The 18799-nt window shown below is 40.5% G+C and carries 20 protein-coding genes; 8 read left to right on the forward strand and 12 right to left on the reverse strand.

Annotated elements, in window-relative coordinates; genetic code table 11:
- Nucleotides 1-14: 14 nt before the first annotated feature.
- From IYN84_RS07120 to IYN84_RS07130, 3 genes are all read right to left on the reverse strand, one after another.
- Entirely contained in the window at nucleotides 15-440 is a 426-nt protein-coding gene (locus IYN84_RS07120) for a hypothetical protein (protein WP_196138452.1), read from the reverse strand.
- A gap of 126 nt (nucleotides 441-566) precedes the next feature.
- Complete coding sequence (locus tag IYN84_RS07125) at nucleotides 567-1541, reverse strand: LysR substrate-binding domain-containing protein (protein WP_196138453.1); 975 nt, start codon at nucleotides 1539-1541, stop codon at nucleotides 567-569.
- Nucleotides 1542-1879: 338 nt separating this feature from the next.
- A complete protein-coding gene (locus IYN84_RS07130) occupies nucleotides 1880-2782 on the reverse strand; it encodes a 5'-nucleotidase (protein WP_196138454.1) in 903 nt (300 codons plus the stop codon).
- A 151-nt stretch (nucleotides 2783-2933) separates the two neighbouring features.
- Between IYN84_RS07130 and IYN84_RS07135 the strand changes: the two genes are divergently transcribed.
- The 3 genes from IYN84_RS07135 (at nucleotide 2934) to IYN84_RS07145 (ending at nucleotide 6128) form a co-directional block, all read left to right on the forward strand.
- Nucleotides 2934-4574, forward strand: a complete 1641-nt coding sequence (locus IYN84_RS07135) for a response regulator (protein WP_196138455.1) — start codon at nucleotides 2934-2936, stop codon at nucleotides 4572-4574.
- Nucleotides 4575-4596: 22 nt separating this feature from the next.
- Nucleotides 4597-5283: a sensor histidine kinase KdpD gene (locus tag IYN84_RS07140; RefSeq protein ID WP_196138456.1), complete on the forward strand. Its 687-nt coding sequence runs from the start codon at nucleotides 4597-4599 to the stop codon at nucleotides 5281-5283.
- A gap of 92 nt (nucleotides 5284-5375) precedes the next feature.
- Nucleotides 5376-6128 carry a hypothetical protein gene (locus tag IYN84_RS07145; RefSeq protein WP_196138457.1) on the forward strand — a complete coding sequence of 251 codons (753 nt, stop codon included), beginning with the start codon at nucleotides 5376-5378 and terminating at the stop codon, nucleotides 6126-6128.
- Between the two features lie 8 nt (nucleotides 6129-6136).
- Here IYN84_RS07145 and IYN84_RS07150 read toward each other — a convergent pair whose 3' ends face one another.
- Both IYN84_RS07150 and IYN84_RS07155 read right to left on the reverse strand, forming a co-directional pair.
- Complete coding sequence (locus IYN84_RS07150; protein WP_196138458.1) at nucleotides 6137-6619, reverse strand: STAS domain-containing protein; 483 nt, start codon at nucleotides 6617-6619, stop codon at nucleotides 6137-6139.
- The gene (locus IYN84_RS07155) at nucleotides 6619-7818 is read right to left on the reverse strand and encodes a response regulator (protein WP_196138459.1); all 1200 of its coding nucleotides are present in this window, start codon (nucleotides 7816-7818) and stop codon (nucleotides 6619-6621) included. The genes IYN84_RS07150 and IYN84_RS07155 overlap by 1 nt, the downstream gene beginning before the upstream one ends.
- A 176-nt stretch (nucleotides 7819-7994) precedes the next feature.
- On the opposite strand from IYN84_RS07155, the gene IYN84_RS07160 reads away from it, so the two are divergent.
- A complete protein-coding gene (locus IYN84_RS07160) occupies nucleotides 7995-8300 on the forward strand; it encodes a PilZ domain-containing protein (RefSeq protein WP_196138460.1) in 306 nt (101 codons plus the stop codon).
- Nucleotides 8301-8399: 99 nt separating this feature from the next.
- Here the strand turns inward: IYN84_RS07160 and IYN84_RS07165 are convergent, their stop codons facing one another.
- The gene (locus IYN84_RS07165; RefSeq protein WP_246722604.1) at nucleotides 8400-9128 is read right to left on the reverse strand and encodes a VacJ family lipoprotein; all 729 of its coding nucleotides are present in this window, start codon (nucleotides 9126-9128) and stop codon (nucleotides 8400-8402) included.
- A 168-nt stretch (nucleotides 9129-9296) separates the two neighbouring features.
- Nucleotides 9297-9659, reverse strand: a complete 363-nt coding sequence (locus IYN84_RS07170) for a hypothetical protein (protein ID WP_196138462.1) — start codon at nucleotides 9657-9659, stop codon at nucleotides 9297-9299.
- A 444-nt stretch (nucleotides 9660-10103) separates the two neighbouring features.
- On the opposite strand from IYN84_RS07170, the gene IYN84_RS07175 reads away from it, so the two are divergent.
- The 3 genes from IYN84_RS07175 (at nucleotide 10104) to IYN84_RS07185 (ending at nucleotide 12830) form a co-directional block, all read left to right on the forward strand.
- A complete protein-coding gene (locus tag IYN84_RS07175; protein ID WP_196138463.1) occupies nucleotides 10104-11945 on the forward strand; it encodes a flagellar hook-length control protein FliK in 1842 nt (613 codons plus the stop codon).
- Between the two features lies 1 nt (nucleotide 11946).
- Entirely contained in the window at nucleotides 11947-12348 is a 402-nt protein-coding gene (locus IYN84_RS21655; RefSeq protein ID WP_196138464.1) for an EscU/YscU/HrcU family type III secretion system export apparatus switch protein, read from the forward strand.
- A gap of 284 nt (nucleotides 12349-12632) precedes the next feature.
- Nucleotides 12633-12830, forward strand: a complete 198-nt coding sequence (locus IYN84_RS07185) for a DUF6316 family protein (RefSeq protein WP_196138465.1) — start codon at nucleotides 12633-12635, stop codon at nucleotides 12828-12830.
- 111 nt (nucleotides 12831-12941) lie between these two features.
- Here IYN84_RS07185 and IYN84_RS07190 read toward each other — a convergent pair whose 3' ends face one another.
- The 4 genes from IYN84_RS07190 to IYN84_RS07205 form a co-directional block, all read right to left on the reverse strand.
- Nucleotides 12942-14108, reverse strand: a complete 1167-nt coding sequence (locus IYN84_RS07190) for a cystathionine gamma-synthase (RefSeq protein WP_196138466.1) — start codon at nucleotides 14106-14108, stop codon at nucleotides 12942-12944.
- 47 nt (nucleotides 14109-14155) lie between these two features.
- The gene (locus IYN84_RS07195; protein ID WP_196138467.1) at nucleotides 14156-15166 is read right to left on the reverse strand and encodes a PLP-dependent cysteine synthase family protein; all 1011 of its coding nucleotides are present in this window, start codon (nucleotides 15164-15166) and stop codon (nucleotides 14156-14158) included.
- A 165-nt stretch (nucleotides 15167-15331) separates the two neighbouring features.
- Complete coding sequence (locus IYN84_RS07200) at nucleotides 15332-15997, reverse strand: SDR family oxidoreductase (protein WP_196138468.1); 666 nt, start codon at nucleotides 15995-15997, stop codon at nucleotides 15332-15334.
- 88 nt (nucleotides 15998-16085) lie between these two features.
- On the reverse strand, nucleotides 16086-16568 hold the full coding sequence (locus IYN84_RS07205; RefSeq protein ID WP_196138469.1) for a peptidylprolyl isomerase: 483 nt from the start codon (nucleotides 16566-16568) through the stop codon (nucleotides 16086-16088).
- Between the two features lie 581 nt (nucleotides 16569-17149).
- Here IYN84_RS07205 and IYN84_RS07210 point away from each other — a divergent pair.
- Nucleotides 17150-17524, forward strand: coding sequence for an FHA domain-containing protein (locus IYN84_RS07210; protein ID WP_196138470.1), 375 nt, complete (start codon nucleotides 17150-17152; stop codon nucleotides 17522-17524).
- 46 nt (nucleotides 17525-17570) lie between these two features.
- On the opposite strand, the gene IYN84_RS07215 is transcribed toward IYN84_RS07210, so the two are convergent.
- A complete protein-coding gene (locus IYN84_RS07215; protein ID WP_246722605.1) occupies nucleotides 17571-18737 on the reverse strand; it encodes an MFS transporter in 1167 nt (388 codons plus the stop codon).
- Nucleotides 18738-18799: the final 62 nt, after the last annotated feature.

Consider the following 18799-nt stretch of genomic DNA (forward strand, 5'->3'; position numbering starts at 1 on the left):
GTCCAAAACCTTGTTTATTTCATCTTATCAAGATTAACGCTTTTGGATGCTTTTATTTTCAATGACTTTTCGAGTGCAGATCGCGCTTTTTCAGAGATACCTCCCTCTTTATATTCTTTAACCAGAATATCTTCTACCTGCTTTAGCACGGAATCTACAGTTTTAGATTGCTTACTTGCTCGGTTTTGATCAAACAGGTTAATACGGCGCTCACTTTCCCTTCCCAGTTTTAACATAATCTCAAAGTGACTGTTTTTCCCATGCTTTTTCTGGGCCAAATCGAGCAGTGTAGCTACGATAGATACAGGGCTTAAAAGAATGTCTCTTAAAGCATCCAGTGCAAGTTTTAACTGAAATAGTAGAAGTCTTCTAACTGGATGGTGTTCGAAAAGAAGCGGTTCACTCTTCTCTTTCTTTTTATTGGGTTGAAGTGAGTCCATTAACTGATTATTTCACGGAATAAAAATAAGAAATTACGATATTCTACCAGTAAATGCATCAAACAAAACAATAGAAATTGACAGACAAAGTCCGTCTGTCTTCTTAAGTGAATGATGGTGCTGAATTTACAATACGGGAATTGACTCTTTATCAACTAGCTTTGCAATTTTATTAGATGACTTCGTCTGCTGAGCTTGCAATATCAGATCTTTGGATAATTGAGGAGCCAGAGCTTCAATGAAAGCAAAAATATACTCTCGAAAATATAGATTCCTGTCAAAAACCACATTGACGAGTGAAGGTTCGATTAAATGATCGATCGGAATTCTGACCAGATCGGAGTCCAAATGTTCTTCATATGCCATATTGGCAATCACCCCAACGCCAAGCCCCATTCGAACATAAGATTTGATGACCTCACAATCAGTAGCACTAAACACTATTTCCGGAGAAAACCCGTTTTCCTTAAATCTTTGCAATATTGGATTGCGATCGCCTCCGGAGCTAGTATGTGTTAAAAGTGGAAACTGAGCCAAAATATCAAAATTAATATTTTCTTTCTTAGCCAGAGGATGATTCCCGGGAACAACAATGCAGCGCTTCCAGTAAAAACAGGGAAGATGGATTTTATCAACAAATCCAGATTCACTTTCGTGCACAAGTGCAAAATCTAGCTTGCCTTCATCAAGATCAGAGTTAGTTCGCTGTCCGGAACTCTGAAAAATATGCATTGCAACTTTCGAGTATTTTTTACGGTAACTTTCAACTACTTCGGGCAGAAAGTAACGCGAAAAAGTATGTGTAGTAGATAGGTTAAGTCGCCCTTCCTTGTGATTTACGTGACTCGCCGCTATATCCTGAATTTTCCTGACCTGCTTCAAAATATGCTCAGCAACCGGTAGAATCTCTCGCCCAGCGGGAGTAATGTTGGTCAGGTGCTTCCCACTTCGCACAAATATTTCTACACCAAGTTCGTCCTCCAAAAGCCTGACTTGCTTGCTTATACCAGGCTGGGAAGTAAAGAGACTTTCGGCTGTTGCAGAAACATTCAGTTGGTTTCTGGCCACTTCAAAAATATACTTAATTTGCTGAAGCTTCATCGTGAATACCAATCATAAAATAACAAGCAACCTCCAAAAATAATCCCTTCAACAAAATAGTCGATGAGACATCCTGTTGGCGCGACGCTTCCATCCAGCTCTAAAATTGCGCTTATAGTCAAAACTTTTAAAACTCGATTTTCCTATAAGCATAGACCCAATTTGGTATTTCACAAGAAAATCTAATAATTGGAGTATCATTACTGACTATAACTATTACTAGCCGCTACCGGAGGCATCCGATGAGACAGGGAAAAGTGCCTATTTTCAGGCGGTTATACAAGCGCAAGAAATAGGCAACCAAGCCTCAATTAGCGACCGAATATGACTTGCCATACCTAGTTATTGGCGACACCATGGGGAACGTGACCTGTGGCAACATGCTCTGAAGCATCATCACAGTGGGTTGTCTGATCATCAAAGAATACATCGGCTTTAAAAGAACGTAAAAACTGCCCTTTTGGCATCCCTCCCAGAAACAATGCTTCATCTATTCGAATTTGCCACTCTCTCAAAGTTTTAATAACTCTTTCATGAGCCGGGGCGCTTCTCGCGGTTACCAGAGCCGTACGAATCGGGCACTGCTCAACAGAATACTCTTTTTGCAAGCGATGCAATGCTGCCAGAAAATTCTTAAAAGGGCCCCCTGCAAGGGGCTTATTTGCCGAAGCAGTCTCACTTTCGGTAAAAGCCTTGAGTCCCTTGGACTTATATATTTGCTCAGCTTCGTCTGAAAAAATGACTGCATCACCGTCGAACGCAAATCGAAGTTCAGTCGTATCGTCGGTATCTTTGCCTGGCTGCGACAATATCGTTGCGGCCGCGAAACCATCGTCCAAAGCGGCCCTTACATCTTCTGGATCCGTTGACAGGAAAAGGTGGCTCGCAAAAGCTGAAACATATCCATATGGGCTACGGCCGCTTGTAAATGCAGCCCGACTAATATCCAGTTGATAGTGCTGGATAGAATTAAAGATCCTCAACCCGGTATCGGCGCTGTTCCGAGAAAGCAATACTACCTCGACTACAGGGTTATCCGCCTTGTCTGAATTGAGGGCAAGCAGTTTCTTAACCAGAGAAAAGGCCGCTCCGGGCGCTAGCGGCTTGTCTTCATGTTCAATTTGATATTGAGAATAAGCTTCTATCCCCTGGCTTTCAAATATATGATGACTTTCATCTAAATCAAACAAAGCACGAGACGATATAGCAACAACCAACTTGTCTCCTAATTTCCCCGGCATCAAATTTCCTTAAACTAATAAAAACTGAATTATTTCAAATACATTCTATACTTCATCTAATAGATATAGCGAATTGAATCTACAAGGAATTAATCAAGTCGCTATCAAGCACAGTATGTACATTCGGAAATAAAAAGCAAGACTTTAGCCTATGATGAAAAAGCCTTTGGTTCGCTATTCTCAAAAGACGGTATTAATCGTCGAAGATTTTGCAGAATTTGCTCGCTCTCTCCGAGGCATGATGTCGACAATGGGTAGCAAGAAAATCGACCTCGTTTACAATGGAGAAGACGCTATTCAAGCTTGTAAGGAGAGAAAGTATGACATCATTTTATCTGACTACAACTTAGGTGATTCCAAAGATGGTCAGCAAATGCTGGAGGAGCTTATCGAGTTTGATCTTTTAAAGTCAACGACTGTATTTGTCATGGTAACCGCAGAAAATACAACAGCAATGGTGATGGGAGCGCTAGAATACCAGCCTGACAGCTACCTGACAAAGCCATTTAACGGTCATATTCTCAAATCCAGACTCGACAAAGCAATCCATAAAAAGGACGTATTAGCCCCCATGCTGCGTAATATCCGTAAAAAGAAATGGAAGGACGCACTCAAAGAATGTGAGCTCATCGAAGAAGAGAACCCCAAGTTTCGGATGGCCTGCGAGCGGCAAAAACTCAAGTGTTTAATGGCACTAAGACAATACGACAAAGCACTGGAGTTGACCACGAAAATAGTAAATGAACGTCCTATCCCCTGGGCTATGCTCGGGGTCGGCGAAGTTTTTTTCGCAAAGAAAGAGTATGAAAGAGCGATTGACCTTTTTACAGATATGACAAATGAATTCCCTATGGTTTTAGAAGGCTATGACTGGCTTGCTAAGACTCAAAGAGTTCTCGGCCGCCCGATAGAGGCGCAGCATACTTTGGAGCGTGCAATCGAGCGCTCGCCAAAAGCATTAAAGCGACAGAAATTACTGGGAGATGTCGCCGAAGAAAATGACGATGTCGATACAATGACCATGGCTTTCAGGCAGGCAGTAAAATATGGTAAAAACTCCGTATTTGCCAGTCCTGATGAGTACGTCAAATTAACCAAATCAATCGGTAGACAACTTAAAGGAAACTCGGATGTCGACCGGCAAAAGCTACTAGACGAAGCCGAATCGGTGTTTAGTAAACTTGATAGCCGATTTAAAAGCGACGCAGGAACTCAATTTCGAAGTGCTGTAGCTCATGCGGACTTCAGCTCCATTACCAATGATCAGCAAAAAGTAGAAAAATACCTCGCTGCTGCTAACAAGTATTATGATCGCATTGAAGAACATATAGGATGTGAAGAGAGCCTGGAAATTACTGAGTCTCTGAAACATCTAGGGCAATCTGAACTTGCAGAAAGTATTCTTGAAGAAGCGGTCGAACAATACTTTGACGATCCAAAATTCATTGAGCAAGCAAAAAAACTAACCACTAACAAAAATCTGATAGCCAATAGTCAGAAGGCTAATAAGCTAAATAACAAAGCTATTAAGCATTTTTCACAAAAAGAATATACAAAAGCTTGTGAATATTTTGGACAAGCCCTGGAAATTGCACCTAACAATGTCAACATTAACCTCAATAATGTTCAAACACTTTTAAAACGTTATCAGTCAGGTGAGAAAAAGCCTGAAATATTGCATAAGGCAGAAGAGTTACTGAGTAATATCACGCGACTGGCATACAGTGACCCCAGATATGAAAGATACTCGGAATTATCAAGATTAACTCAACTCATGATGCAATCTCTATAAGCTTTTAGCTCAGGATACAGTTATGACAGAAAAAGCCCATACTTTCAGTACAATTCTCGCATCAACTGTTCATGATATGAAAAACTCACTGGGAATGATGCTTGATGCACTAAATTCGATCCTTTCTTCTATACCCGATGAACAAAGGGTCAAATCTGCAAATCATTTTGGAGTAGTACAATATGAGTCATCCAGGGTTAATAACGCATTGATGCAACTATTGGCAATATACAAAATTGAAAATGAGAAACTTCCCTTTAACCCTGGATATCATAATTTGTATGACTTTATAGAAGAACAAGTTGTTGGTCATTCTCCGCTGCTAGATGCGAAAGGTTTTGAAGTAGAGATTGATATCGATGATGAAATCGAACTTTTTTTCGATGACTCGCTCCTGACGTTGATCATTACTAATGTACTTGGAAATGCAATTCGATACGCTAATAAGAAAATCAGGGTTACTTATGAACACGAGGAGAGTCACTCAATTCTAATTAATGATGACGGACCTGGATATCCGAAATCAATGATCGATATGGCTGGAAATTACTTACTGGGGATAAACCAGAGCACAGGAAGTACCGGACTGGGGTTATTTTTTGCTGATAAAGTTGCAGGAATGCATCAACACGGCGATAAAAGAGGAAAAATAGCCCTAGAAAATGGAGGGCCACTAAATGGAGGCATATTTAAGATCACTATTCCATAAAAAGTACGCTAAACTATGATTAAATATTATTTAAACAAGTCTACTAGTCAGAGATTGGCAATTATAGTGTCGGGGAACTTTGCATTAGGCCTATGAGCACTTTGAGCGCAATAATTATCATATTACTTGTCCTTGTGGCATGCGTAGCCGCATTGACGATTATTCAAAAGCGCGAGCAAGAAAAAGCAGCTATCAGACAAAAAATTGCTCAATATAGATATCGGGCAAACAATGCTTCAGCGATATTGAGTAATTTCAGCCAACTACCAATCGGCCCTGAGGCCAGACTGGTATTGCTCAGATATTGTTTAGCAAATCTCAGAGCGATAAAAGGATTGTCCCCTTCTGATCCGAATATAGTGAAACAAATAGAATCGGTCGAACATAGTTTAAAAAATCCCGGGGCTCCAGCAGACAAACAACGTTTGTCTATTCCCAATGATATGACACTTTTAACTCGACAAGTCAATCAACTCTCCAATTTAGCCAAGCTCATTCTAAAAATAAATAAATCAAATCTGGCAGATCCTAACATAGTGTCAGTAGCGGTTCGGCGAGTCATGGGATTGATTTCTGAATCTAAAATTTGTGCTTATATTCAACAAGGAAAAGAGCACTTAAGCAGGCATGAGTACGTCCCAGCGCAAAGAAGCTTTATTATGGCACAACAAATGATGCTTAAAATTCCAGAAAAGAACGATCGCTTAAAAAAGCTTGAACAAGAATTAGTTCAACTCATTACAAGCTCTCCGGCGGATGCTGCCAATAAGGAGCTTTCTTTCAATGAAGAGTCAAAAGGCGAAGAAGAGCACGATAATTTGTTTGGCCCTCGTAAAAAATGGTAAATGGCCCCCTATTTTTTTAACGCCTGAGTGATATCTTCAAATAGCTTTTCATTACTGGCATCAATTTGCGCCAGATATCGATGCGCTTCAATGACGCGATTGAGCACTTGTTGTTCATCTTGAGAAACGCTTTCCAGTTCTTGGTAATTGTCCGCAGAATCTACTCCTGGTTCATCACAGATCAATCTGAATACCTGATCAAAACATACGCGCTTCAAGATATTGTATAACTCTCCTTTCCTAACAAAAACAACAGGCTGTAATTCCGACCTCTTTTTAAACTCAATTGCAATTCGAGCCATTAAGCCAAGCGCTGTACTATCTAAAATATCGGCTTCTTTCAGATCAATTACTATCTCAGCAAATTCATTTTCACCAAAAATTTTGTCTATATGAGCCTCAAGGCCACTACAATGGGAATAGCGTACCGTTCCACAAAACTTGATATATTCTATATCATCCACTCTTGATGAATATATTGCCCCGTCCATTATTGTGATTCCTTGGTGATGATAAAAACAGTGATATCATCAGGCAAATTATCTTCAGGATATTGCCTGACAGGCTTCATTAAGTTGTCAATAGTAATTGAGTTTGTGTGCAGATAATTAACCAAAAACTCTTCCCCCGCTGGACCGTTTTCTTCTGACACAAGTTCAAGCCAACCATCGGAAACCATGACCAGCTTAAAATTTTTACCAACAGTAATAGTTTCATTTTCAAAGTTTGCCCATTCAAACAATCCAACAGGAAAGCCACAACTATTTAATACACTAACCTGTTGATTGTTAATAACGACCGGTGCCGGATATTGTCCAGCGACAGAGTAAGTCAGCTGGTTACTATCGCAGTCTAAAACACCATAAAAAATGGTAATATGTTTGCCCAGATTTGCATCTATAAGCTCTTTATTCAAATAATGAAGGAATTTTGAAGGGCTAATAACAATTTCATTTTCACCGATGCGAAATTGTCTTAATGGTTGATTAACCAGACTCTTCAAAGTCATGGTAACAAAAGCGGCAGCCGCGCCATGCCCCGAAACATCGGCAATGTAAAAGCCTAGATATCTCTCAGAAATACTGAAGTAATCGATAAAGTCGCCACTCAAGTTTAATGATGGGATGATGACGTGACGAAATTTATAACCTTGAAGACTAGCATCAGGCTCTGGCAGTAACTGTAGTTGTGCTCTTCTTCCTGCCTCCTGATCTTGCTGGAGAAGTTCCAGGTTTCTTTCTAATTCAGAATTCGCTGCTTCCAGTTCATCTCGATAAAGCTGATTTTCTTTCTCTAGTTGTTGCTGATTAAGCGCATTACATACTGCATTTTCCAGAACAGCAAGATCACTAACAGGCTTTACCAAATAATCTCTGGCACCCAAGCGAAGAGCTTCTACAACGTCATGTATCTGTCCCGCCCCAGAAACAATAATAATTGGAGTTTTAGGCGATAGTTCCGAAATGCTTTTAAGAACCTCAAGGCCATCAATTTCAGGCATTCTCAAATCGCATAAAACCAGATCTGGATTAAACTCACAAAAGAGCTCTACACCTTTTCTTCCATCATCGGCTTCTAAAACGAGATAACCACTATCCTCTAGATAAATGGCAATACTTTCCCTTACTAGTTTTTCATCGTCAATTATCAGAATTCTTGTTTGTGTTGACGAGGCTTCCTGTCTGTTCAACGTATTCTCCAGACTCGGCGAAAGGGCGCCGTTATAATAACGTTATTCTCGTAGAACGTTATAGCATAACTATAGATAATCACAAGGGAATTGTTTGAGGTTTTTAATTGACGACTGTTCGTTAATTTTCTAGTATGACTTCGTAGAAGAAGCATTCATGATTCAGGAGGACCTTGATGTCGTCGGCAAATAACGATTATGAAGAAAAAAGAAACTTTATCCGCATGTTTGTAGATGCTCAGGTTGTGATAACCGATCCAGAGACGGGCGAAACATATCAAGGTGATAGCAAAAATCTGAGCGGTGACGGCGTTATGTTCATCACTGAACAGCAATTTAAAGAAAATCAAATACTTAATGTTGATATTCGTTCAGAACAAAGTAAGCTAGCGCCACTAAGTGCTCAGTTTGAAGTTGTCCGTGTAAAACCGGTAAATGGAGGCGAATATGAAGTTGCGGGTAAAATCAGCAGTGTAAAATAGAGATGAGCAAAACTTCTCCCTTGTACATTTTTCATACAAACCTAAAGAGATTAAAAAAGCAGCGAAAAAACGCTGCTTTTATCTAACTGTTTATCGGACTTAAAAATCGCAGTCCTCTTCGAACTCAGGATCACATTCTTCATCAAAGGGAATATCCCCATCCAGTACCTTATAGCGACGGTTTTGCAAGTAAACATCTCTAATTAACAAGTACTCGTCGTTCGCATCTTCTAGCTGATCTTCAAACTTCATTAGCTGGGCACGCTTATCGATTAATTGAAGTAATTTAGCTTGATTTCTTGTCGGAATATGCTCAATCTGATTTAAAGGATCCAGATAAGAATCCACTGGCAGGCCGGAAGTATCCCTTAGTGTTGAAGGACCTAGAAGAGGAAGCATTAAATATGGTCCGGACCCAACCCCCCACTTGCCTAAAGTTTGGCCGAAATCCTCATCGTGTTTCTCAAGTCCAATTTTTGAAGCAGGATCCCAGATTCCTGCTATACCAACAGTTGAGTTAACGATAAAACGTCCCAGATCAGACATTGAGTCTACAATTTTGCCTTGCAACAAATTATTAATCATTGTGGGTACATCACCGATATTTGAAAATACGTTACTAACCCCCTCTTCTACTATATCTGGAGTGATAGCTTTGTATCCCTTTGTTACCGGTTTTGCAATCGCGCTATCAATAGCTTTATTAAACTTATACACTCCGCGATTCCAACCTTCCCATGGGTCATCCGGATGACTACCTTTACTAGCGCACCCGCTAATAATCAAAAGCACTATAAACAACGAGCTTTCTTTGAGTAATTTGAACATTAACAATTCCCTAAAATACAATTTCTTAACCATTATTCAGTCGAGATAAATAACAAAGCCGGTATTTTAAATTAAATTCTTTTTCCACACCAATCATACACACAAACAAAAACTCCGCTTTCCATTAATATGGAAAGCGGAGTCTTATTAAGAACGAAGTTTAGCTAATTAGTGATCGCCGCACTTGCCTTCTTTTTCTTCTTTTTTACCTTCACCACATTTACCTTCTTTGCGTTCTTTTTTACCTTCACCGCATTTGCCTTCTTTGTGGCCTTTTTTACCTTCGCCGCATTTGCCTTCGCCGCATTTGCCTTCTTTTTTATCTTTCTTACCTTCGCCGCATTTGCCTTCGCCGCACTTACCTTCCTTCTTTTCTTTTTTACTGTCACCACATTTGCCATCATCACCAGCAATAGTTTGAATCTGATCATTCTGTGCAAAAGGGTTGGCGTCTGCAGATGCTGTATTCATAAACAATGCAGCCATCATTAAAGAACTGATAATTGCAGCGATTTTAGTTAGTTTTTTCATGAGAGTTTTGCTCCTATTAATTTAAATAATAACCCGAATTTGTTTTGGGTATCTTATAGAGTCATTATTATCTAGATTGTTACACCCACAGTTTACAAAATTTCTTTTAGTATATGAGTTCAACACATCAAGCTTTAGCCAGGCGCTCAAGTACAGCAAAACCTTAAACCTGAACCAAACAAAAACAAAGCCATCAGCCTTGTATGCCCTAAGATGCATCAAAGGGACACTATTTGCAAATTAAAATTGCGGAATAACTCACAATCTAACCTCAAATGCAGAGTTTTTCTTAAAATTCAATATTTTACAATGAGTTAACTATGCTTTAAGAATATTTCGAGCAATGTTTCTATAATACTCAAGTCCTTTGCTTAAGATTCCTTATCTGTGACTATAATTAAAACAGGTATATTGAAAACTTTGGCTTAAAAATTACAGACACAGATGAAAGTCACCCCTAACGAAATAGCGAACACCAACAGTAAGTTACAGATCAATTCAGATTATCTGAACCGTCTAATATCTCAACTGGACAATAAAATCCTGGCTATACAGGGGATAATTGTACAAGGCAGCGGTAGCTTATTGCTCACACTAGAGTCGAATGCTCTTATTTCGAAAATAGCAATGCCTCAGATAGACAAAAGCCTGAGCGCAACTATGCTTCAATCTCCCTGGGAAATCCGACTGTCCAAAAGTGGCAACCTTATTAAACTAGAATTTTTAAACGATAATTTCAGCACAAAAGAAACCAGACTGCCTCCTCTTGAATTTCGACAAGCGTCTGTCGGGCCCAGACAAACGCTGAACCTGACCCAATTAGTACCCAGTGCAAACTTGCAAAGCTGGCTAAAAATCAACTCAGGCACAACTGAAAAACTCACAGACTCTTCTTTAACTGTCCAAGCCAATAAAACGCCTTCTTCTCACAGTGACAATATACGCCAGATCATAAAGTTGGCTTTAACCAGGCTTCCAAGAGACACACAACCTGTAGCAGAACCCATCAGCCAGACGCTGAAACTGTTGAAAGAGCTAAGAGACTCTCTTGTCAGCCATTCGCAAACTAAAAGTATCACCTCTCAATTAGAGCAAATTCGAGGACTATTGGAACTATTTAAAAATCAGGTCATCAAGGAGTCACCTTCCGGTTCGAGCCTATCACAGTCACAGAAAGCGACAGTATTGGAGCTTGCAAACAAGCTGGTCTCGCTATTGGATCTGAAACAAGCGCTTCAACAAATAATTAGGCCTCTAGACAAACAAGATCGGCTATCCATTGGTCACCGCCTTACTTTTAGTGGTAACTTTATGGAGTCAAGAATGAGTAACATTGCGACAAGTACTAACTCATCCAGTCCGTCAGAAGTTGCTTCAAGCAACCTGAAATTTGAATCCACTTCAGCCTTTAGTAGTCAAGTTTCTCCTGTTACTGATAGAGAGTTAATTCTACCTAACCAACTTGATCTTAAGGCAATTTCAGGGAAACTGAAGTTGCTCGCCGAAAATTTGTTGCACAACATGATGCTGACGAAATCTCAGCCTCTGCAACTTGAGAATATTATTCGCGAGATTGCCAATTTGCCAGCGCTTAGAAACTGGACTACAACAACAAGTTTTTCGCCTCCGGTATTGGAGAGTAGCCATTTTACAAATGTAGCGATTCCTGGTTCTGTGCCTCAGACACCCCAGCACTTTTTACTCAGTCAACTAGGTTCTCTAGGGCTCAATACTCTGGTTAATCTGTTGACAGGAGCCTACATTAAAGCCAATGACCGCGTCGGTGCCGCAGCTGCGGAAAAATCAGTGCAATCTCAGCAAATATCGATATTGAACCGACTACTTACAAGCAGTGAAGCGATTACTCATAAAATTGAAACAAATCAATTACTGTCAGTTCGCTCGGAATCCGTTGGTATTCAACAGCTTCTTTTCGACCTTCCGATCTATCATGCTGGAGCGGTTGACTCATTTGAAGTTCTTTTTAAACGAAATAGAACAAAAAAGAAAAAAGAAATAGAAAAAAACTGGAGCGTCACCATTCGTTTCGAGTTGGAACCACTAGGTCCGATGTTCGCGCGAGTACAACTAGCGGGAGAAAGGATAAGTGCCCACTTTTTTGCACAAGATGAATCAACTGCAAAGCTTATAGTAGAACACCTTGATAAACTGAAAGATAGCCTCAATCTAGCCGGTGTAAAAGTCGATGAGTTAAAAGGTCAAGTTGGCATTGTGCCTGAAAAGCTATTGGTTGATGATGAGCAAAAGATTGATTTAAAAGCATGATATGAAATCCAAAAACAGAGACAAACCAGAAAACAAAGCAGCGGCCCTCAAATTTGACGGTATTAATGCACCCAAACTAGTTGCCAAAGGAAGTGGAGAACAGGCGAAACAAATTATCCAGTTAGCGTTGGAAAACAATGTTCATATTCATAATGACCCAATGCTGGTAAGTGTTTTGAGCCGTCTCGAGTTGGGAGAGGAGATTCCTGAGCAACTCTATTTGACTGTTGCAAAAATCATCGCTTTCGCTTATTTCCTGCAAAGTCAAAAGTCAGATGGATACCATACGCCGACTTCCTCCATCCTTAACTCGGTAGAGCCTGACAACATAATAGATCCCAATTCTAACGACAATTCTTCTACACAGTTTTTGAACCACGAAAAATCTGACTCTGAAGAGTAAGTACCCTTGGTGATTAACCCTCTACAATCTGGCTTCCTAGTTACAACCTGGTTACCTAGTTTCAACTTGCTTGCCCAACAACGACTATTTTAGTGTTTCAAAAACTTTGAGCTTGTATCTAATCCGTCACCTTTAACTAAATTTGTCTGTCCGATTGAGTATACAGAGCTCAATTAACCAGGAATGGACAATATCTCACAAAAGGATGAGTAGATCTCCTCTAGGCTTATCGTCACAAATTTCCTAGAATTCAAACATACGGAGGAAGAAAAAGGACAAGTACCATGCAGCAAGATGCAATACCACAGGAATTTAGCCATTCTCACTCTCAAAGAAATGACCGCATATTCAAAAAGAAAAATGGCTGGTTTTTTGCGACCAGAGAGGGACTCGACATGGGCCCTTTTCCCAGCAAACGTTCTGCAGAGCACGAAATATCGTTTTACCTTAGAAGCATGATAAAACTGTCAAAGGCGAGTTAGCTTCACCTTTTGCATCAAATTTTACTGCTTTATTCAGTTTAGCAGTGTAAAAAATTCATATGAAAAAATTGATACAAGGCTAGTTTTAAATCTAGCCTTGTATACTCATTCCTAGAGAGAGTCCAAGGCTTGTCGAATATCTTCGATCAAATCTTCAACATCTTCAATCCCTACTGACAAACGTACAAGGTTATCCTCGATCCCCAGCTTTTTGCGAACCTCCTTTGGTACTGAGGCATGAGTCATTATCGCGGGATGATTAACCAGACTCTCAACGCCGCCGAGACTCTCTGCTAGCGCAAAAATGTTCAAGTTTTGCATAAACTGGCTAGCAGCTTTCTGTCCACCTCTAACTAATATGGAAATCATTCCACCATAACCACGCATTTGCTCATTCGCCAAATCAAATTGCGGATGTTCAGGTAATCCAGGAAAATAAACGCGCTCTACTTTAGGGTGAGCGGTCAACCATTGAGCAATACGAATACCGCTTTCATTATGCCGCTGCATCCTCAGAGAAAGGGTCTTGAGCCCCCTCAAGGCCAGGTAACTATCGAATGGGCCGGCGATCGCGCCACATGAATTTTGTAAAAATGCCAGTCTTTCGGCTAAATCAGTATCATCTCCAACTACCGCGACACCACCTACCATATCAGAGTGACCATTAATATATTTAGTGGCCGAATGCATTACGATATCGAAACCTAATGCGAGAGGTTTCTGATTATAGGGAGTGGCAAATGTATTATCGGCAACAGCGATGAGATTGTGCTCTTTAGCAATAGCGGCAACTGCTTTCAAGTCGACTAACTTGAGCATTGGGTTTGTCGGCGTTTCAACCCAGATCATTTTCGTATTTGGCTTAATCGCCGCTTTCAATGCATTTATATCTGTCATATCAACAAAGTCAAACTCTATTGCTGCAGAGCGCTTTCGGACTTTATCAAATAGTCTGAAAGTGCCACCATAAAGATCATCCATGGCGATTACGTGATCGCCTGAATCTATCAACTCCAGAATTGTAGAAGTGGCAGCCATTCCTGACGCAAACGCAAACCCTCGAGAACCACCTTCCAGGCTCGCAATACATCGCTCATAGGCAAAACGCGTCGGATTTTGAGAACGAGAATATTCATACCCCTGATGCTCCCCAGGCGCAGCCTGCACATAGGTAGAGGTTTGATAAATTGGGGGCATTACCGCCCCTGTAGATGGATCGGGGCTTTGCCCACCATGAATAACCAAACTATCAAATTTAAGGTTCTTGTTTTCGCTCATTGTTTTACTCGATTCCACATTTAAAACTATTTCAATTGTTACCCGGCTCAGGACAAGAAACCCTGCTCTCTCATCCAGTCATCACTGTAAAGTTTGGAAAGATAGCGGTTTCCAGTATCGCATACCAGTGTTACTACTGTTTTTGGCTCAGTTTGCTCCTGACAGTACTTAAGAGCGGCTTTAAGTAAAACACCCGTTGAAGATCCGGCCATAATACCTTCTTTTAACAATAGCTCTCGTGCTGTCAGCATAGCTTCCTTATCTGTTATTGTGTATGCCTTGCTAACAAGGTCAAGATCACAAATACTAGGAACAAAGTCTTCGCCGATTCCTTCGACAAGCCATTTTCCAGCCGGAGGAGCCTCGCCAGTTTCAATTAACGGCGCAAGAATAGAACCATTGGGATCAGCCAGGACCATTTCAATTGCCTGGTTTTGTTCTTTCAAATATTTGCCCACTCCAGATAGAGTTCCTCCTGATCCAACCCCGCAAACAAACGCATCGACTTTACCCTCGGTTTGAGTCCAAACTTCAGGGCCAGTAGTCTTATAATGCGCGGCAACATTCGCCGGATTGCCAAACTGGTTGACATAGAAATAACCGTTTTCTCTTGAAAGTCTTTCTGCAAGATCTTGATAGTATTCGGGATGCCCTTTTTCAACATCTGATCGAGTCCTGGTAACCTTAGCGCCCATGGCAGTAAGGTTGAACTCTTTTTCTTTACTCATTTTGTCAGGCAGTATAATTTCCAGCGGATAGCCTCGTTGCCCGGCAACCAGGGCAAGTCCCAACCCCGTATTCCCTGCCGTGGCTTCGATGATAGTATCTCCTGGTTTTAACTTTCCTTCAGCCTCGGCAGTGTTTATCATTTCAAGTGCAATACGGTCCTTAACGGAACCAGTTGGGTTTGCAAGTTCCAGCTTAACCAAAAGCCGACAACATCCGGTGTCGAGGTTGCTCAATTCAATCATCGGCGTGTTGCCAATCATGTTAAGGATGTTATCTTCAACATGGCTATAAGTCTGATTAGACCTGAACTCTCCAGTTTGATGAGACATAAATTCTCCAGAATGGTACTGATTTAAACGTTAGCTTGCTTCAATCTGAGCAGTAAAGTCGCGTACTCTACCATAATTCTGACAATTACCCTACTGACAAACTCTTAGTTCATAAGTTGTTGGCCGGACAGAATATTAGTTAACTAGTTAAAATTTATTCAAAACTTACCAAGGCAGTGGCTCACCGTTGGAATGCCAGAACCCCCCCGTACTTTCCAGGTTCAACTCATCAATTCGAGTAACAATTCCCTCGGCAGCCTCTTCTGGTTCAATCAAGCCATTAAAATTAACCATCTCAGTATTAACCCAACCCGGATGAATAAGAGCAACGGCAATACCTCTTGCTTTTAAATCTAACGCGAGTGATTTTCCGGCTGCATTTAGCGCAGTCTTGGACATCCGGTAACCATAGGAGCCACCGGATGAGTTATCTTCAATAGATCCCATTCGGCTTGTTATCATGGCAACCTTGCTTCCTCTCTTCAAGCAATCGCTGAGAGCTACAACAACTCTCAAAGGAGCAACCGCGTTTACTTCGAATTGAGTTAAGACTGCGTCGAAATCCAGCTCATCAAAACTGGTACCAAGCAAAATACCAGCATTATTGATGAGGACATCTATCTGTCTCCCATTCATAGCTTCAACTAAAAGACCGATCCCCGTGTCTTTTGAAACATCAACGCCTTCTATAACATCAGCTCCAGAAGCAGATAGCTCTGCAGAAGTTGTCCTGCAAACACCAATAACTTTGTCTCCTCTCGACAAGTATTGTTTTACCAACGAAAGACCTATTCCCCGATTAGCACCGGTGATCAATACTGTTTCAGACATAGCACCTCCAATCAGCTCAGCTGCAATTTGTAAATGCAACCAAGTGATTTTGTTTTTACAAATTATTTAAATTTATGAACCTTCAATATTAATGATGATGTCCGCCCGGTCCATGAGCATGACCATGCGCAACTTCTTCATTGGTAGCGTCGCGAATATCCAGGATATCAATGTCAAACTTGAGCGTCTTACCGGCAAATGGATGATTGAAATCGACAGTTACCATAAACTTGCCGACTTTCACCACTGTAACCTGTTTCCTTCCCTGCTCTGTCTGGACTACACCAATCATCCCTTTTTTCCAATTCCTGGCTCCTTGTAAATGCTTTACAGGAATTCTTTGCTCAGCATCCGGCTTTACATCTCCGTAAGCTTCGTCTGGCTCCAGAATTACTGAAAATGAATCACCTATGCCCTTTCCTTCCAGCTTTTTTTCAAGAGCTTTTAGAATATTTCCATGCCCATGCAAATATGCCATTGGAACCTTTTCATCGCTTTCCTCCAGTAAATTGTCATTAACATCGGAAAGCCTATACTTGAACTGAACAACTTTGTTTTCTTCAATTTTCATAATTATCCTTATGAGGTCAGTTTTGTCGAAAGAATTATACCTGATAACTCAAATTGAAAGCGCAAATTTTGTATATAGAAGGGTTCGTGTTCTAGAAGACGATGGACCAGTAAGCTCACCCTAACTATCAAAGCATTATTTACGGAAGTCTCATTTACGGACACCAAAGACTGTACCTTTCCCATTTACGGACACTGTCTCGAACGGCTGTAGCAAAAAAAAACAATAATTCTTTAATTTTCAATATGTTGTATGAAATTGAAATAGCAGGCACAACTATTGCCTTACTCACTAATAAGGTAGATTATTATCGAGTAAACAAAAATGAGCAGTGCGCGAACAGCCAAACATTTAACATGCATGATTTTATTGATGGCAGGCTTGGTTCTTCTGGGAATTCACTGTGTTACAACAAAAACCGGAATAGCCTTGTCAGAGCAAGCCAGTAGAAGTCAAATGTGCCAACTCTGCCCCAAAACATCGTTAAATTAATGCATTCGACAAAGAAAAGTTTCATTAAAGCGATTAAACATTTTAAAATTGTCCAAATAGCTTTGGAATAATTTACCACAGAGAAGACTATGGCAGTTTTAGTTCAACTTGTAGACGGCGAAGTTTTAAATAAGTTCGAGATAAGCGAGAAAGGGATAACTGTTGGCCGATCAGTTAGTAATGATGTTTTCCTTGATGACCCATCTGTCAGTCAAAAGCACGCCAAAATAGAGCTCAAGCAACTTACCGATGGCGCCTATGTTTGCTTTTTACATGATCTGGAAAGTACCAACCATACTTTTGTGAATAATCAGGAAGTTAAAACTCACCTTTTATCGGATCAGGATTTAATTAATATTGGCACCAAACACTTTAAGTTCATTGATGCCGAAAATGAGGAACTTGCTCAAACAAAAGCCTTCAAGAAGAGCTGGATCCCAGGTATGTATTACCTGGAAGATTAATGTTTCTTGACTACTAGAATAAATCTCGGAAATTAGATGACTTCAATCAGGAAGTTACGGCTTCCTTTAAACTCAACTCTTTGTCTACCCACTGTGACAAAAGCAATGACCCAAAAGCCATAGCTGCGCCAGCGAAGAACACCATCGATGGGTTGATGAGCCACAGTAATCCGAAGCTGGCAGGAATAACCACTGCCGCGATGTGGTTGATGGTAAAACTTACTCCAGAAGTCGAAGCTATATCTTCGGGAAAAGCTATCTTTTGGAAAAATGTCTTGATGGCGATAGCCATGGCAAAAAACACATGATCAATCACATACAATGCAGCAGCAAACTCAGCATTTTCAACAAGACCATAGCCAACAAAAACAAGAATCAATCCTGAATATTCAATAGTTAACGCGCGTCTTTCACCAATTCTGCCAATCCATTTACCGATTCTGGGTGCCAAAAACCAGTTCAAAATATGATTAATAATGTAGAGCGTCGCAATATTTGATACTGAATAGCCAAACTTTTCCACCATCAGATAACCTGCGAAAACCATGAAAATTTGTCGTCTGGCACCACTGAGGAAAGTCAGCGAATAATAGAGCCAATAGCGACTTCTTAAAATAAGCTTTTTATGCTGGACTACTTCTGGCTTAAATGCTGGAAAGGAAGTCCATAAAAATAGAAAAAGCAAGAAGCCAATGCTACCAATAATTAAATACGCAGTAGAGTAGTCGATCATAATTACAGAAAAGAAAAACCAGACAAGGGCATAGGTAACAAGAGATGCCATAGAGCGTATTGATATTAATTTCCCCAACACGCCAGGAGCTTCTTCCTTACTTAACCACTGTAGCGCCAAAGAGTTGTTAACCGTTTCAAAATAATGAAACCCTATCGACATCAATACCGTCGTGGCGTAAAGTCCAATTTCAAACGGAAACAGGCCGGTCACAGCTACACCGATACTCATGAGACAAAGAGCGACAAGAGCCAAAGTCTGCTCACTAACAACTAACAATATAAATACAGCCGTAAACGCCAAAAAGCCGGGAACTTCTCTTAGGCTTTGCAACATCCCAATCTCGGCTCCAGTAAAATTAGCCTTTTCGATAGCAAAATTATTTAACATGGCCAACCAGCCCGCAAAAGTGATCGCCATTAGAATGGTTGTAACGGCTAAAAAATTCTGTTTGGTTTGCAGACGTGAAAGAAAATTCAAGAGAATACTCAAAACTATTGTTGTTGATTCAGGAGAAAATGAATTCTCACTAAATATTGACC

Origin of the sequence: Aliikangiella sp. G2MR2-5 (assembly GCF_015687155.1) — a bacterium.
Lineage (GTDB): Bacteria > Pseudomonadota > Gammaproteobacteria > Enterobacterales > Kangiellaceae > Aliikangiella.